The sequence below is a fragment of the Oscillibacter sp. PC13 genome (genome assembly GCF_900115635.1).
Classification (GTDB): Bacteria; Bacillota; Clostridia; order Oscillospirales; family Oscillospiraceae; genus Oscillibacter.
The window spans coordinates 88,545-104,940 of sequence record NZ_FOXE01000011.1 but is presented as its reverse complement, the minus strand read 5'-3'; the positions used below and the strand labels follow the sequence as shown (position 1 = coordinate 104,940).

Below are 16,396 nucleotides of genomic sequence, written 5' to 3'. Positions count from 1 at the left end.
CCTGCTGACCGCCTTCAACAATCCGCTGCTGGGCGTACTGGTGGGCGCTGTATTCACCGGCATCATCCAGTCCTCCGCCGCCTCGGTCGGTATTCTGCAGGCCCTGGCCCTGACCGGCAGCATCACTTACGGGATGGCAATTCCCATTATCATGGGGCAGAATATCGGCACCTGTGTGACGGCGTTGATTAGTTCCATCGGTGTGAACCGCAACGCCAAGCGGGTGGCTGTCATTCACGTCTCTTTTAACGTCATCGGCACGTTAACCTGTTTGATTCTCTTTTATGGCGGCAATCTGCTATTCGACTTCGCCTTTATGGACTGGACCGTGGGCGCCGTTGGCATCGCATTCTGCCACACGGTTTTTAATATGTTTACCACCCTTTTGCTGCTGCCCTTCTCCCGCCAGCTGGAAAAGCTGGCGCGGAGGCTGGTACGCAACGATGCCAAAGCCGAGAGCTTTGCATTCCTGGATCCGCTGCTGATGCGGACACCTGCCGTTGCAATTGCCGAATGCGTGAATATTGCCAATCAGATGGGCAGTCTTTCTCATCAGAATCTGCTCCTTGCCATCCAGCAGCTCTCCTCATATGAGGAGGTACGGGAGGCCGAAATTATCAGCAATGAGGACAAGCTGGACATTTACGAAGACCGCCTTGGAAAATATCTGGTGGAAATCTCCCGCCACAGCATGTCCGGTGCGGACAGCCGCACAGTTTCCCGACTATTGCACGCCATCGGCGACTTTGAACGTATCGGTGACCACGCCCTGAATCTGCAGGAGTCTGCGCAGGAGCTGCATGACAAGGAGCTGCACTTTTCAGACGCTGCCAAAGCAGAATTGGCCGTCCTAGTGTCTGCTCTGGAGGATATTATGGAGGACGCATTTTCCTGTTTTGCCGCAGACGATCCGGTTGCTGCGCAGAGCATTGAGCCTTTGGAGGAGACCATTGACCGCCTGATTGAGGACATTCGCCTGCGCCACATTTCACGGCTGCAGACTGGCCGCTGCACCATTCAGTTGGGCTTTGTTCTCAACGATTTGCTCACCAATTTTGAGCGGGTGTCCGACCACTGCTCCAATATTGCCATGTGTGTGATTGAAGAAAAGAACAAATCCGTGGACCGCCACGCCTATATCAACGAGGTCAAAACCGACGGTGTGTTCAATGAAAATGTACGCCGGGATCTGCGCAAATACCAGCTTCCTTCCATTTGATGCCGGACAGGCTTTCCTGGGCCGCATGTAGCGTAGCACATGCGGCCCTTTCTTAGTCTCTTCCTGCGGCAAATGATACCTCCGTCTGCGGAATATTCATTTTATGCGCCAAATTATACAAATGGTTCTTTGTCTTTTCCCTATTTTATATTACTCTTTTTATTTTTTGTTGCATTGTCCAAATATTTATTCATTTTTTTTGCAAATGCATTGACAACCACACGGCAAAGTGATAAGGTAACCCTGTTCCGGAAAGTCACTTTTTGCCGGAATCCCATTTCATTTTTCCGCTTCGGCGGGCACATTTTTTAGAAGAAGGATGAAGCGATTATGAAGAAGTTTTTTGCACTGCTGCTGACATTGGCTTGCGTGCTGTCTCTCGCGGCCTGCGGCAGCGAAGCTGCCCCCACAGAGACTCCCGATAATCAGACGAATGAAGATCCTGCGGACACTGCTTTTACCACAGTGGAAGAGGGAAAACTGCATATGGCCACCAATGCCGCATTTCCTCCGTATGAGATGACCACCGATGCCGGCGGTTTTGAGGGTATTGATGTGGATGTTGCCGCCGCGATTGCCGAGAAGCTTGGCCTGGAGCTGGTTGTCGACGATATGGACTTCAACTCTGTCATCACCGCCGTGCAGCAGGGTTCCAGCGACATTGCCATGGCTGGCTTGACTGTAAATGAAGAGCGCAAGCAGAATGTGGATTTCACCGCTTCCTACGCCACCGGCGTACAGGTGGTCATCGTGAAGGCCGGTTCTGATATCACCTTGGACAATTTGGGTGACCAGATGATTGGTACCCAGGAATCCACCACCGGTTACATCTACTGCGCGGATGAATTCGGTGAGGACCATGTCATCGCCTATACCAACGGCGCTACAGCTGTCCAGTCTCTGCTGGCCGGCAGCGTGGACTGTGTGGTTATTGACAATGAGCCTGCCAAGGCATTTGTGGCGGCCAACCCGGATCTGACTATTTTGGATACTGAATATGCTGTTGAGGACTATGCAATCGGCGTCTCCAAGGAGAATTCCGCCCTGCTGGAAGCCGTTGATACTGCGCTGCAGGATCTGATTGCTGATGGTACCGTGCAGTCCATTGTTGACAAGTACATCACCGCGGAGTAAAATAAACACCGCGCAACTTGTAAATTTATGCAAGAGAGGGGCGGCAAATGCCGTCCCTTTTTTCACACAGGGGAGATGAACGCATGGGATTTTGGGAATCCATGATGGCACAATATGCAGAATTAAGTGCTGCCAAGCAGGCTATCCCGTTCCACATCGATATGCTTCATGATTTCTATCAAAGCTTTGTCGAGGGCGACCGCTGGCTGCTGTATCTCAAGGGACTGGGGACTACATTCGAAGTAACGATTCTTGCACTGGTCATCGGTGTGGTGCTGGGTGTTCTGGTGGCGGTGGTCCGCACCATGCACGACCAGCAGCGGACAGGACGGCGGAATCCCTTGCTTGGAATGATCAATGCAATCTGCAAGGTCTATACCACTGTTATTCGCGGCACCCCTATGATGGTCCAGCTGCTGATCATGTACTTTGTCATTTTTGCCGGTACCCGTAACCAACTGGGTGTCGCTATGCTGGCCTTCGGCATCAACTCCGGCGCCTATGTGTCGGAAATTATCCGGGGTGGGATCATGTCCGTGGATCCCGGCCAGATGGAGGCCGGCCGTTCCTTGGGCCTGGGCTATGTGCCGGTCATGCGGTTTGTTGTCATCCCACAGGCAATCAAGGCCATTCTTCCCTCTCTCGGCAACGAACTGATTACCCTGTTTAAGGAAACCTCTATTGTCACCGTTATCGGTTTGGTGGATCTGACAAAGGTCGCTATGCAGATTCAGGGGCGCACATATCAGGCGTTTATGCCCTTCATCGGCATCGCACTGGTTTATCTGGTGGTGGTCATGATTCTGACCTGGCTGCTGGGCATTCTGGAAAGGAGGCTGCGTCAAAGTGATCGACGTTAAACACCTCTCCAAGTCCTTTGGGGATCATCTGGTTCTGGACAACATCTCGAATCATATCCATCCCGGCGAAAAGGTCGTGGTCATCGGCCCCTCCGGTTCCGGAAAATCTACGTTTCTCCGGTGTCTGAACCTGCTGGAGGAGCCTACCGGCGGATCCATTTCCTTCAATGGTACGGTCATCACAGATCCCAAGGTGGATATCAATGTAATTCGCCGTCAAATGGGCATGGTATTTCAGCATTTTAATCTCTTTCCCAACATGACCATCCGGAAAAATATCACACTGGCACCTGTGCGCACTGGGCTGATGAAGCAGGACGAGGCAGATGCTGAGGCGGTCAAGCTTCTGGAGCGCGTGGGACTGTCTGACCGTGTGGATTCCTATCCGGCGCAGCTCTCCGGCGGCCAAAAGCAGCGCATTGCCATTGTCCGCGCCTTGGCCATGCGGCCAAAGGTCATGCTGTTTGACGAGCCCACCTCCGCCCTGGATCCCGAGATGGTGGGCGAGGTACTGGAGGTTATGAAGCAGCTGGCCAATGAGGGAATGACCATGGTGGTTGTCACGCACGAGATGGGATTTGCGCGGGAAGTAGGCAGCCGGGTTTTGTTCATGGACGGTGGCCATATCGTGGAGCAAAACGAACCCCATACATTTTTCAGCAACCCTCAGCACCCCCGGCTGAAGGATTTTCTCAGCAAGGTTTTGTAAATTCATAAAATTTGCCGCACCCTATACCAAATGGCAATAGGGTGCGGCCTTTTATTTTCTCCGTTCTTTTGTTTCTCCGCTTTCCTCCATATATGCCCCATATGGATAACTGTTATATTGCTTTTTTAGCTTGACAAGCAGAGATCCGTCAGGCTGGCCTGTCTTCTCCAGAATCTGATAAACCGTTCGGCTGCGGTCCAGTTGAGCAAGATAATTGGAATACTCCGCTTCCACATACCGAAGGGCCTCTGCATGTGGCAACTCCTCTTTCAGCGCAAAGTGAATGGTCTGTTCCAGACAGGCCGCCTGAATTCGTTTCATAGAAACTCCTCCTTTTTGAGATATTTTCATTTTAGCATTTTTTTGCAAAAAATTGAATGCGTTTTTATCAAGAAGTTCATTTTTGTAAACTTTTCGCATATGTTTCCGAAATCTTTTTGGACATTTTAACCACCTTATTTGTTCTTTGTGATCACCAGAGAAGCGTGTCCGTGGAGCTTCCTCCCACCTCCGGCACATATCCAACCTCTTCCCTGCATAGGATGGAGCAACAAGAGGCGGGGAGTGTTGTGTTTTGAAGGGTAATATGGAGGAGCGGGCCGAACGCCTGGCCCTGTACATCATAGAAAACCGGACGACAGTCCGGGCCGCCGCGCAGAAATTCGGCATCAGCAAATCTACCGTACATAAGGACATCTCCGAACGGCTTCCCCTATTCAATCGGGCGCTATATCTGGAAGTCAAGGAGGTTCTTGAAGTCAACAAGGCCCAGCGGCATATTCGCGGCGGGATTGCCACTCGAAAAAAGTATCGCGGCGGATGAGTCTCGCATAAAATGGACTATCATGCTCGTATCGGAGGAATCAATATGGCAAATTGTTCCCGTGGCCGTGGCCGGCAGTCCCGGCCAGTACCAGTCCAGCCCCTGACCCCGGCGGACCCTGTAACAGTCGAGCCGCCTGTCAGACGCTGGCCCCACCCCATTAATGGAATAGAGCCCGTCCATCAGGCGGATCCAACGCTCCATTACATACGCTGTGCGCTGTCCTATCAAAACCAACTGCTGGCCGATATCAAGGCACTTCTGCAGCAAATTGTGGAAAGCCAGGAAAAGCAGGAACAAGCGGATTAAAAAATGGCGTGCCGGTCTTCGGTGCGCCATTTTCCTCTTGTGTTTTTTCTTCCGGCATCTTATAATGAGTATTACATTATGTAAATCACATAAAAGATACTACCGCGGCACCCGCCGCGTTTTCGAGGAGCGTTTACATGGCAGCCAAACACCGCCGCAGACGGCGTAGCTGGGGCCGGACTCTGCTGTTAGCCGTCTTTGCCACCGCAGCATTATATGCCGGCGTTCACTGTTTCTTTCGGGCCCCCGAAGTCTCTGTCCCCGCCGCAATCCCTTCTGAGACACAGGACGAACCGTCCTCTCCGGAGGAGAATGCAGAGGCACTGGCCTTAGCCGCCCACACTGCCCGCAAAAACAATTTTTATACCATCCTGCTGTCTGGAGTGGACGACGGCAACGGAGGCAGCGACACCAATATTTTGATTGCGGTGGATGCAGAAACCGGATATATTCACGGTGTCAGTATTCCCCGGGATACCAAGGCGTATTTCAATGGCAAAAACCACAAGATCAATGCCGCCTACAATACCGGCGGCATGAGCATGCTGGCGAATGTGGTATCAGCGCAATTGGGCATTCCCGTTGACTATACGGTTTTGGTAAATTTAAAGGGGTTTGAGGCTTTGATAGATGCCATTGGCGGCGTGGATTTTAACGTCCCCGTCAATATGGATTACGATGATCCGATTCAGGGCCTCTCCATCCACTTTCGCGCAGGGATGCAGCACCTGACTGGGGCGGAGGCTTTAAAGGTAGTTCGCTTTCGTCACAACAACGACGGCACTGGCTACGGCAGCGAGGATATTGGCCGCATGCAGACACAGCAAAACTTTTTGAAAGCTGTGGCCAAGCAGACGCTGACCCTTTCGAACGTGGACAAGGTTGGCGAGTTTTCAAAGATTTTTCAAAAGTATGTGGAGACGGATTTGACACTGGGTAACCTGGCTTGGCTTGGTAAAGAGGCCATTTCTATGGGGGCTGACAGCATTTCCTTTTCCACGCTGCCCGGCGAATGGAAGTCTCCCTATATCTATTTAAACCAGGAAGAAGTTCTGACGCTGGTCAACGAATCTTTGAATCCCTATGTGGAGGATCGTGTACAGGAAGACCTGCAGATTCCCTCCTGATGACTTCTGTTGAAACTTTTGGTGTTCAAATAAAGGGGGTGCCGTGATGAAAACGCGTATTCTTTCACTTTTTCTGGCGTTCAGCCTGCTGCTGACTGTTCCAGCTCTCGCTGCAGCGGACAGTACCGAGAATTTTATCCGCAGCAAAACCTATGACAGCCAGTTCTCCGACCTGGCAGCCGATTCCGTGTTTTATGAGAATATTGTCGCCCTGTATGAATATGGTCTTTCTGTCGGCAAGACGGATGGCACCTTTGGTCCTCAGGATTCTGTAACTGTTGGGCAGATTGTCATTTTTTCCGCCCGGATCCGCAGCCTTTACCGCACAGGCGACGCTGAGGCAGGGCCCACGGCCTATGGCGCAGACGGACAGCCGCTGACCGCGTCACGGTATCTGCGCTATCTCCAGGCGGAAGGCATCCTGGGCACGGAGCTGGACGGCAGCCTGTCTTCCCCCGCCACCCGCGGACAGGTGGCCCATGTGCTGGCAGGTACGCTTCCGGCCGGGGTGCTTCCGGCCGTCAACGACGCTATCGTCACCCAGGGCTACGCCAGCCGTAAGTTTATTTCCGATGTAACGGAATACACAGATTATTATCGGGATATTCTCTTTTTGTATCGTACGGGCATTTCTGTCGGCAGCGATGCCACCGGATCCTACTTGCCGGATCAGCCCATTACCAGGGGCGCTGCGGCGGCAATGCTGACCCGTATGGTAGATCCCTCTCTGCGCGTCACCCCCTCCTGGAAGGTCGCCCCTCTTTGGAGCGCGGTTGACACCACAATGGCGGATCTAGTTGCCGCGGGTGCCTATATGGCAGCTCCATCCACCGACGAAGAGATGGATGCCTGTGTCCGTTACATGCTTGCCTCTGGACAAAATACGCTGACGCTGCAATACAGTGCTCCCATCACTGCCATTTCCGCCAGAAAAGTCATGGAGCAGGCACTCTCTATTATTAAGAGTTATTGCGAGCAGTGCTACAATACCGTTTCCTGTTCCTATACCGTGAATGGAACGATTACACTGACCTTTTCCGCCGCCAGCGCTGGAAACGCCCTTTCGGGCTACCGGGAGGAAACTATGGCCTCTGCTATCGCCGTCCATGACGCGCTCTGGGAATCCGGCCAAATTACGCCGGACATGACGGAGTATGAAAAAGCCCGGGTGTATTATACTTGGATCTGCGATAACTGCGTTTATGACTACGGTGCCAGTGACACCTCCCTGAGTCATATTGCCTATAATCTCTTCCAAAACGGTACTGCAGTGTGTGATGGCTACACGGGGGCCTACAATCTGCTTTTAAAATTGGAAGGCATTTCCTGCACTGCCTTGTCCAACACCGGGCACATTTGGACCGTGGCCACCCTGGACGGCACGCAGTACCATATTGACACTACTTGGGGTGACAGCGGCACATCCATTGACTACCGCTACTTTGCCATGACCCCCAGCCAATCTTGGAATTATCACAGCTGGTGATTCTGTTTTGAAAGCCCAAACCGCCGGAGTATAAGCTCAGGCGGTTTTTTTTGGACACCGTTGGCGGAAAATTTTGAGATTTCCGGAAAATAGAGTTTTATTTTATGTAAATCGACGTTATCTTACGGAAATTTTACCGAAGCATTGAGTAACCATCAAAGTTTTTTCCTAGAAGAGCGGAGAATTTTCTATCGTTTTTTTATAAAGTTCCCGTTAGAATAAGATTATCTTCGGAAGAAGACGCGTCCGCATTGGACGTGCCGTAGAGGATGAATTTATAATCTAACAGGAGGAACAATGATGAAGAAGATTCTTGCACTCATCCTGGCTCTCGTTATGGGCCTATCCCTGGTCGCATGCGGCGACAGCAACACGCAAACTCCCGCTGATGAAGGCGGTGCAGATGCTCCTGAGGCCAGTGCCCTGAAGGTCGGCGTGTTCTATTATAACTTTGCCGATGCTTATATTACCACTGTCCGCAACGCAATGGACGGTCTGCTGGAGGACGCCGGCATCACTTACAACAACTACGACGGTGCCGGAAACCAGGCCACTCAGCTGGATCAGATCAACACCGCTATCACCGACGGCTATAACATGCTGGTGGTCAACATTGTGGAGACCTCTTCTCCCGATGCTGCACAGCAGGCCTGCAATGCCGCCAAGGATGCCGACATTCCCATCGTGTTCTTTAACCGCGAGGTTGCCGACGACGTGGTCAGCAGCTATGAGAATTGCGCTTTCGTCGGTACGGATGCCCCCGAGGCTGGCCACATGCAGGGCGAGATGATCGGCGACTATCTGCTGGAGAACTATGATGCCGTGGATCTGAACGGCGACGGCAAGATTACCTATGTGATGTTCAAGGGCCAGGAGGGCAACGCAGAGGCCGAGTACCGCACGCAGTACGCTGTGGAAGACGCTGACGCCAAGCTGGTTGAGGCCGGCAAGCCCGCCCTGGAGTTCTATGATGCCAATAACACCTCCAAGTATCTGGTGGATACCGCCGGCAACTGGTCTGCCCAGGCCGCTACTGACTACATGACCACCATCCTGGCTTCCTACTCGGAGAGCAACGGCAACATGATTGAGCTGGTCATTGCCAACAACGACAACATGGCTGAGGGTGCTGTGGCTGCCCTGCAGACTGCCGGCTACAACACCGGAGATGAGGGTTCCACCACCATTCCTGTCTACGGTGTGGATGCCATGGACTCTGCTGTTCAGAAGATTGAAAATGGTCAGATGACCGGTACCGTCAAGCAGGACGGCGACGGCATGGCCAGCACCATTATGACACTGATTTCCAATATCAGCGGAAATGGCGCCCTGATGGACAACACCGATAGCTTTAATGTGGATGAGGGCGTGGCAAAGATCCGCGTACCCTATGCCAAGATCACCGGCTGATCAGCAAACGCTGTTCGCCCCAATCAGGTAAGAAGCGGGGCTGTCGTTTTCGGCAGCCCCGCTCTTTGAAGTATTTTGCCAGGAGCCTCTGCCTGAAATTCGCCCATGGGGCGTGTCTGAGGCAGACGCTTCAACGACACAATCACAAAGGAGGAGAACGATATGGAACAGCCAGCTCTGCTGGAAATGCGCAATATCAGCAAAGAGTTTCCCGGTGTGAAAGCTTTGGATAATGTGTCTCTGGCCGTCCGCCCCGGCACTGTCCATGCCCTGATGGGGGAGAACGGCGCCGGTAAGTCCACGCTGATGAAGTGCCTGTTCGGCATCTATGCCAAGGACAGCGGCACCATCACGCTGGATGGACAGGAGGTTCATTTTAAAAGCTCCAAGGAGGCGCTGGAAAATGGCGTGGCCATGGTGCATCAGGAGCTGAACCAAGCTCTGACCCGCACGGTCACAGACAACCTGTGGCTGGGCCGTTATCCCAAGGTGGGCGGTGTTATGGTCAGCGAGAGGGCCATGCGCCAGCGTACCAAGGAAATTTTTGACCAGCTGGAAGTCCATGTGGATCCCAGGGCAGTTATGTCCACACTGCCGGTTTCCCAGCGTCAGATGGTAGAGATCGCAAAAGCCGTCAGCTATGATGCAAAAGTGATCGTTTTTGACGAACCCACCTCTTCTTTGACCGAAGTCGAGGTGGAGCATCTGTTCCGCATTATCAATATGCTGCGGCAGAAGGGCTGCGGTATTATTTACATCTCTCATAAAATGGAGGAAATTCTCCGCATCAGCGATGAGGTCACCATTATGCGGGACGGCCAGTATGTGGCCACCAAAGCCGCCAAGGATTTGACCATGGAGGAGATTATCCGGCTGATGGTGGGCCGCGAGTTGACCAACCGCTTTCCCCCCAAGGAGAATGTACCGGGTGAAGTCATTTTGGAAGTAGAGCATCTCTCCGGCAAGTATACCCGGTTGGAAGATGCCTCTTTCCAGCTTCACAAGGGCGAAATCCTTGGAATTGCTGGTCTGGACGGTTCCGGCCGGACGGAAGTGCTGGAGACTCTCTTTGGGGCCATGACCAGAAGCGGCGGCACCATTCGTCTCCATGGCAAGGAAATTCGAAACAAAAACCCTGGGGAATCCATCAAAAACGGGTTTGCGCTGCTGACGGAAGAACGCCGGGCCACCGGTATTTTTGGCATCCGTGATATCCGGGACAACACCGTCATCTCCAATTTGAAAAGCTATTTGATAGGCGGTATCTGTCTCAACGAAAAAAAGATGAAAGCGGATACTGATTGGGCAATTCAGGCCATGCATATCAAAACCCCCAGTCAAAAAACCCAAATCCGCTCCCTCTCCGGCGGTAACCAGCAAAAGGTCATCATCGGCCGGTGGCTTTTGACCAAGCCTGAGGTGCTGCTGCTGGATGAACCGACCCGCGGCATTGACGTGGGTGCCAAGTATGAAATCTACGATCTCATCATCGACTTGGCCAAGGAGGGGAAAGGCGTTATTATGGTCTCCTCCGAAATGCCGGAGCTTTTGGGCGTGTGTGACCGGATTCTGGTCATGTCGGGCGGAAAGCTGGCCGGTGAGGTTGATGCCAAAAATACCAGCCAGGAAGAGATTCTCACCCTGGCCGCCAAATACGTGTAAGAGGGGGAACCACCCATGAGTAAAGAATCCAAAAATCTTCAGGAGACTGCCAGAGCCTTTGGCGGTGCCAAGCGGGTTGGAGACATCCTGCTGAATAACGCGCTGATCATCATCATGGTCATCGCTGTGATTTATATTGCTTTCCGGAACCAGAACTTCATCAAGGCCGCCTCCATTATCAATATTCTGGCCCAAACCTGCGCCTATCTGCCGGTGGCCCTTGGTGTGGGAGGCTGCATTGTTCTGACAGGCACGGACCTGTCCGCAGGCCGCATTGTCGGCCTGACGGCCTGCATTTCTGCTTCCCTTCTGCAGGCAGTGACTGCCTCCAGTAAGATGTGGGTAAACCTGACACCGCCTCCGGTGCTGCTGGTGCTGGTGATTGCCATGGTGATCGGTGCGGCCATCGGCGCTTTCAATGGCTTTTTTGTGGCAAAATTCAAGCTGCATCCCTTTATCGTGACTTTGGCCAGCCAGTTGATCATCTATACCTTCCTGCTGCTGTATATGAAAGCCGGCAACAACGGCGGCATGGCCATTTCTGGCCTGGACAAGTCCTACAGTGATTTTATCACCGGCTGCCCGCAGTTTATCAAAAACCTCACCGGCGGCATTACCATTCCCAATTATGTGTGGATCTCCCTTTTGCTGACGGTTGTCATGTGGTTTATTTGGAACAAGACCACCTTCGGCAAAAACATGTTCGCGCTTGGCGCCAATGAGGAAGCGGCCCGGGTATCCGGCGTCAATGTCTTTGCCACCACCGTCCTGGTCTTCGCACTTGCGGGTGCCATGTATGCTGTCACCGGTTTTATTGAGGGTGCCCGCGTGGCCTCCAATACCGCCAACACCGGCCTGAACTATGAGTCCGACGCCATTGCAGCCTGTGTCATCGGCGGTGTCAGTTTTGTCGGCGGCATTGGTAAAATCCGCGGCGTGGTCATCGGTGTGCTGATGCTCCGCCTGATTTTCGTGGGGCTGAACATGGTGGGTGTAAACCAGGATTTGTTCTATGTAATTAAGGGCGGTATCATTTTGTTTGCCTGTGCGCTGGATATGCGGAAGTATCTGGTGAAAAAGTAACGGCATCTCTCTGCACTGCAAGGGCGCGCATTTTTGATGAAAATGCGCGCCCCCTTTGTTTCCTCTGAAAAACATGATATACTTTTAAGTGAAAAAAGGAGGGCGATTTTCCATGGAGCTCTACCGTGTGCTGTTGGTAGATGACGAGGAGGATATCCGTGTGGGTATCAGTCAAAAGATGGATTGGGAGAGCCTGGGCTTTGCCTTGGTGGGAGAAGCGGAAAACGGCCGGGATGCTTTGGAATTGGCTGACCAGCTGCACCCGGACGTCATTTTAACCGACATCAAGATGCCCTTCATGGATGGCTTGGACCTGTGCCGTATTTTGACAGTTCGGCTGCCTGCATCAAAATTTGTGGTGTTCTCCGGTTTTGATGATTTTGAATATGCTAAGCAGGCCATTCGCATGAATGTGTCTGAGTATATTCTAAAGCCGATTAATGCCGCCGAGCTCCATGCTGTTCTGCAAAAGCTGAAGGAACAGCTGGACACAGAACGGGCGGAGCGGCAGAATATGGAGACGCTTCGCCGCCGTTACGAAGAAAGCCTCCCGGTGCTGCGGAGCTTGTTCCTTTCCCGCCTTTTGAGTGGGCAGGTGGCCCGGGAGCAGGTAGCCGAGCTGGCGGCACGCTATGAGGTTGACCTAGGCGGCGCGTCCTGGACAGTGGCGCTGGCCCACGTCAGCGGTGACGCAGGGCGCAATGAGCTGCTGCCCATTTCCGTGCAGCAGTTGTTCGAGGAGAATCTGCAGTTGGAGGGCTGCAGCTGTCAGCTGTTCATGTACAATGGCTTTGTGGCTGTACTGGGAGCCTTTCAAAGCGGAGTTTCTATTTATGACTTTATTGAGGCGGTCAACCGGGTCTGCGCACTGGCGGAAAGCTATCTGGGGCTGGATTTGACCGTTGGCGTGGGCGCCGCCTGCTCTGCGGTAGAGGATCTGTCCCAATCGGCAGACGGCGCACGCAGCGCATTGGAATACCGCAGTCTCGTTGGGCGGGGCCGCGCCATCTATATTGGCGACTTGGAACCGGACGCTGGTGTTCGTCTGGCTTTTGGCGAGAGTGACGAGCAGCAGCTGACCAGCGCCATCAAGCTGTGCGGCGAGGATGAGGTCCGATCCGCAGTTGGGTATCTGATGGACAGATTGCGTGCCTCGGGACGGACCATGTCCCAGTGCCAGCTGTTCTTTTTGGAGCTGCTGACTTGCCTTCTGAAGCTGGCCCGTGCAGCAGATCTGGAGTTGGAAGCCGTTTTTGGCTCCAATTTTTCTGGCACTGTAAATGTAACGGACTTTGACTCTCCAGAGCAGCTGGGCGATTGGTGTCTGGAACGCTGCTTGAAGATTCAGTCCCTGATTCGCCGCCAGCGGACCGATTCTGCCGGCCGGACGGTGGAGCGTGCGAAAAAGTTCATTCAAGATCACTATGCGGAAAGCGAGTTGTCGGTGGAGATGCTGTGTGAGCACCTTCATCTGAGCCCCACTTACTTTTCCACGCTTTTTAAGCGAGAGGTAGGTATGAGCTTTACCGCTTATGTGACGGTCGTGCGCATGGAGGCCGCTGCCGCAGCACTGCGGAACACAGAGGAAAAAACTTATTTGATTGCCCGGCAGTGCGGTTATGACGACCCCAATTATTTCAGTTATGTCTTTAAGCGGCATTTTGGTGTCAGTCCCACCAAATATCGGGCAGGATAAGCCTGTCCGATATTTGGCAGTTTTTCTTTGTTCAAACTCCAACAGGCCGGTAAGCCCCCGGCTTTTCAGGGAGGTGTCGCATGGCATTTTTTCGTTCTCTTCTCCAGCGATGGAACCACCTTTACCGCAGATCCAGTATTCAAATGATTTTGTCGGCTTCTTTTACTGCCGTGGCAGTTGTGGGTATGGTCTTTTTGGGGCTGACACTGTTCTTTCGGTTTTCCTCTACCACCAATACACAGATGGCCGAAAACAGCCAACGGGTGCTGGCCCAGGTCAACCTGAATCTGGACAATTATCTTCGCAGCATGATGCGTGTATCTGATACAGCGTACTACCGTGTCATTAAGGATCTGGATCTGGAGCAGGACGACCTCTCCCGGGATTTGGAGCTGCTGTATGAGAGCAACCGGGACTCGTTGGTTTCGATTGCCGTCTTTTCTTCGGATGGACGCCTGATTGCCTCTACCCCATTGGCCGGCCTGAAAAACAGCGTCTCCCCACAATGGGAGCCCTGGTTTCTCACCGCTATGGAAAAAATCGAAAATCTCCACTTTTCTACGCCTCATGTTCAGAATCTCTTTGCAGATCCGGATTACCGCTACCGCTGGGTGGTCTCCCTGAGCCGGCAGGTGGAACTGACCCGCTCCGGTTCCATTGAGGGCGGCGTACTGTTGGTAGACATGAGCTTCGGCGGTATTGAACAGATCTGCAAGGATGTGAACCTGTCGGCTTCCGGCGGGTATCTGTATTTGATTGACGGGGATGGGGAGATTATCTATCATCCAAGACAGCAGCTGATCTATGCGGGCCTGCAGTCGGAAAATAACCTGACAGCTGCGGGATACCGGGATGGAAGCCACCAGGAGTCTTTTCAGGGCAGAAATCGGCAGGTAACTGTCAAAACCGTAGGCTACACCGGATGGAAGCTGGTAGGGGTAGTCCCCATGGACAATATGTGGGATAATTACGGCCAACTGCTGTTGTTCTTTCTCTTTGTTGTGCTGTTCTCTATCTTTTTGCTTGTTTTCGTGAATCTGCGGCTCTCTGAGTGGATTACCGCGCCCGTCAAACGGTTGGATCAGGCAGTAAAAGAGCTGGAGGCAGGACAGCAGGAGGTGGATCTTGACGTAGGCGGTCCCCACGAAGTGGAACATCTGAGCCACTCCATCCGCTCAATGGTCTCTACCATGCGCCATCTGATGGATGATATTATCGAGCAGGAGGAGCAGAAACGCCGCAGTGAGCTGGATGTGCTTCAGTCCCAGATCAATCCGCATTTTCTCTATAATACACTGGACAGCGTCGTCTGGATGACGGAAAACGGCCGCACGCAGGACGCCGTGGTGATGCTTACCTCCTTGGCCCGTTTTTTCCGCATCTCTTTGAGTCGCGGCAACAGCATGATCCCCATTGCGGATGAGCTGGATCATGCCCGACACTATCTCACGATCCAAAAAATGCGGTACAAAAATAAGTTCTCGGCTGTGATTACAGCAGATCCATGTGTAGAAACCCTGTATACCCTGAAGCTGATTGTGCAACCCATTTTGGAAAATGCAATTTACCATGGTATGGCCTACGCTGATGGGGACGGAGAAATCCAGATTCGTGCGTTTCGAGAAGGGGGCGATGTCTTTATCGAAGTGTCGGACAACGGCCCCGGCATGCCGGAGGAGCTGGTGGCACAGCTGCTGGATACCGGCGCTCCCTCCGTCTCCGGAGCCAAGGGATCCGGCATTGGCTTTCGAAATGTCCACAGGCGGATTCAACTGGCCTTCGGAGCTTCTTATGGACTCACCATTCTCAGCGAGCCGGATGCCGGCACCACAGTTCGTATTCATCTGCCGGCCCTGGACGAAGAAGCCGCGCGCCATTATCGGAAGGAGGGGGAACAATGAAGCGTAAAATTCTTTTACAGCTGGTGGTTCCCCTGCTGAGCCTGTGCGTCTTGTTTTTACTGCTGGCATTTGATCCAGGCCAGGCCCATGCAGATGAAGCGCCTTTGGAGGTGTCGATTCTTCACCGGGAATCGGACAGCACGCTATGGTCCGCTGCCCGGCAGGGAATGGAGCAGGCTGCAGCCGATATGGGAGTAGAGCTCCGTTTTTTGGCCCCCAGTGTTTCCAACCAGGCAGAAGAGCAGGAGAACCTTCTTTCCCGTGAAGTTGCCGGCGGAACAGATGCCATTGTGCTGGTTCCGTCCGATCAAAGTCTTTTGGCTGAATCGGTTGCCGCCGCCAGCACCCAAACCGTTGTGATTACTATGGAAACGGAAATGGCCGACAGTGGAGCAGCCGCCTTTGTCGGCGTGGACAATGTGGCCCTTGGAGAAGCTCTGGGTCAGGCGGTTTTGAATGGCGTCTGTGTGGATGGAACCGTGCTGCTGCTGAACAGTGTCCCTGGCAGCAATGGGATTTCTGCTCGTTTGGAGGCTGCGGCTCAGGTTCTGGAGGGAGCCGGCCGTACGGTCCGCATTGGCTCCCCATCCAAGGCTCTTGGTTTGTCGGAGGCCCTTCCCGCCATTTTGGCGGCAGACCCTCCCGATGCCATCATTGCCTTTGAGGCCGACGCGCTGGATCTGGCTGCTGCTGCGATTCAGGGAATGAATCCCCGGCCGCTCCTATACGGTATGGGGGCAACCGACACCATCGCTGCCCACCTGGAGCAGGGCGTCATTACTGCAATTGCAGCCCAGAATGAGTTTGCCGCTGGATATCTGGCCGTTGATGCAGCTGTCCGCGCCGTTCGCCGGGAAGCCGGACAGGACACCGCTCCTCTTGCTTACACCCTGGTGCGGAAAGAAACCATGTATCACCCTGATAACCAAAAGCTGCTGTTCCCGGTGACCCGGTAGCTGCAGGGGAAAGGAGATTTT

The 16,396-nt window shown here is 53.2% G+C and carries 15 protein-coding genes; 14 read left to right on the top strand and 1 reads right to left on the bottom strand.

All coding sequences use genetic code 11. The annotated features are described in order from the left end of the window. The 4 genes from BMZ81_RS08370 to BMZ81_RS08350 form a co-directional block, all read left to right on the top strand. A partial coding sequence (locus BMZ81_RS08370) for a Na/Pi cotransporter family protein (RefSeq protein WP_091130846.1) occupies positions 1-1,219 on the top strand: 1,219 nt, incomplete at its 5' end. A gap of 330 nt (positions 1,220-1,549) precedes the next feature. Then, positions 1,550-2,353 carry an ABC transporter substrate-binding protein gene (locus BMZ81_RS08360; RefSeq protein WP_091130842.1) on the top strand — a complete coding sequence of 268 codons (804 nt, stop codon included), beginning with the start codon at positions 1,550-1,552 and terminating at the stop codon, positions 2,351-2,353. A 161-nt stretch (positions 2,354-2,514) separates the two neighbouring features. After that, positions 2,515-3,213 (top strand): amino acid ABC transporter permease, encoded by a 699-nt coding sequence (locus BMZ81_RS08355; RefSeq protein WP_242942596.1) that lies wholly within the window; start codon positions 2,515-2,517, stop codon positions 3,211-3,213. Further along, positions 3,200-3,922, top strand: a complete 723-nt coding sequence (locus BMZ81_RS08350) for an amino acid ABC transporter ATP-binding protein (RefSeq protein ID WP_091130839.1) — start codon at positions 3,200-3,202, stop codon at positions 3,920-3,922. Before BMZ81_RS08355 ends, BMZ81_RS08350 begins: the two co-directional genes overlap by 14 nt. Before the next feature lie 51 nt (positions 3,923-3,973). On the opposite strand, the gene BMZ81_RS08345 is transcribed toward BMZ81_RS08350, so the two are convergent. Further along, positions 3,974-4,243 carry a hypothetical protein gene (locus BMZ81_RS08345; protein ID WP_091130838.1) on the bottom strand — a complete coding sequence of 90 codons (270 nt, stop codon included), beginning with the start codon at positions 4,241-4,243 and terminating at the stop codon, positions 3,974-3,976. Between the two features lie 253 nt (positions 4,244-4,496). Here BMZ81_RS08345 and BMZ81_RS08340 point away from each other — a divergent pair, with 253 nt between their 5' ends. From BMZ81_RS08340 to BMZ81_RS08295, 10 genes are all read left to right on the top strand, one after another. Then, positions 4,497-4,745: a sporulation transcriptional regulator SpoIIID gene (locus tag BMZ81_RS08340; protein WP_091130835.1), complete on the top strand. Its 249-nt coding sequence runs from the start codon at positions 4,497-4,499 to the stop codon at positions 4,743-4,745. 45 nt (positions 4,746-4,790) lie between these two features. Beyond that, positions 4,791-5,054, top strand: coding sequence for a hypothetical protein (locus BMZ81_RS08335; protein WP_091130834.1), 264 nt, complete (start codon positions 4,791-4,793; stop codon positions 5,052-5,054). A gap of 137 nt (positions 5,055-5,191) precedes the next feature. Further along, entirely contained in the window at positions 5,192-6,181 is a 990-nt protein-coding gene (locus BMZ81_RS08330; RefSeq protein WP_091130831.1) for an LCP family protein, read from the top strand. A 46-nt stretch (positions 6,182-6,227) separates the two neighbouring features. Beyond that, the gene (locus BMZ81_RS08325; RefSeq protein WP_091130828.1) at positions 6,228-7,667 is read left to right on the top strand and encodes an S-layer homology domain-containing protein; all 1,440 of its coding nucleotides are present in this window, start codon (positions 6,228-6,230) and stop codon (positions 7,665-7,667) included. A 297-nt stretch (positions 7,668-7,964) separates the two neighbouring features. Continuing rightward, a complete protein-coding gene (locus BMZ81_RS08320) occupies positions 7,965-9,077 on the top strand; it encodes a galactose ABC transporter substrate-binding protein (protein WP_347498058.1) in 1,113 nt (370 codons plus the stop codon). Positions 9,078-9,239: 162 nt separating this feature from the next. Next, positions 9,240-10,739 (top strand): sugar ABC transporter ATP-binding protein, encoded by a 1,500-nt coding sequence (locus BMZ81_RS08315; RefSeq protein WP_091130824.1) that lies wholly within the window; start codon positions 9,240-9,242, stop codon positions 10,737-10,739. A 15-nt stretch (positions 10,740-10,754) separates the two neighbouring features. After that, a complete protein-coding gene (locus tag BMZ81_RS08310; protein WP_091130822.1) occupies positions 10,755-11,822 on the top strand; it encodes a galactose/methyl galactoside ABC transporter permease MglC in 1,068 nt (355 codons plus the stop codon). 112 nt (positions 11,823-11,934) lie between these two features. Next, the gene (locus BMZ81_RS08305; RefSeq protein ID WP_091130819.1) at positions 11,935-13,518 is read left to right on the top strand and encodes a response regulator; all 1,584 of its coding nucleotides are present in this window, start codon (positions 11,935-11,937) and stop codon (positions 13,516-13,518) included. Between the two features lie 80 nt (positions 13,519-13,598). Beyond that, complete coding sequence (locus tag BMZ81_RS08300) at positions 13,599-15,419, top strand: cache domain-containing sensor histidine kinase (RefSeq protein WP_091130817.1); 1,821 nt, start codon at positions 13,599-13,601, stop codon at positions 15,417-15,419. Continuing rightward, positions 15,416-16,375, top strand: a complete 960-nt coding sequence (locus tag BMZ81_RS08295; protein ID WP_091130814.1) for a sugar ABC transporter substrate-binding protein — start codon at positions 15,416-15,418, stop codon at positions 16,373-16,375. Before BMZ81_RS08300 ends, BMZ81_RS08295 begins: the two co-directional genes overlap by 4 nt. Positions 16,376-16,396: the final 21 nt, after the last annotated feature.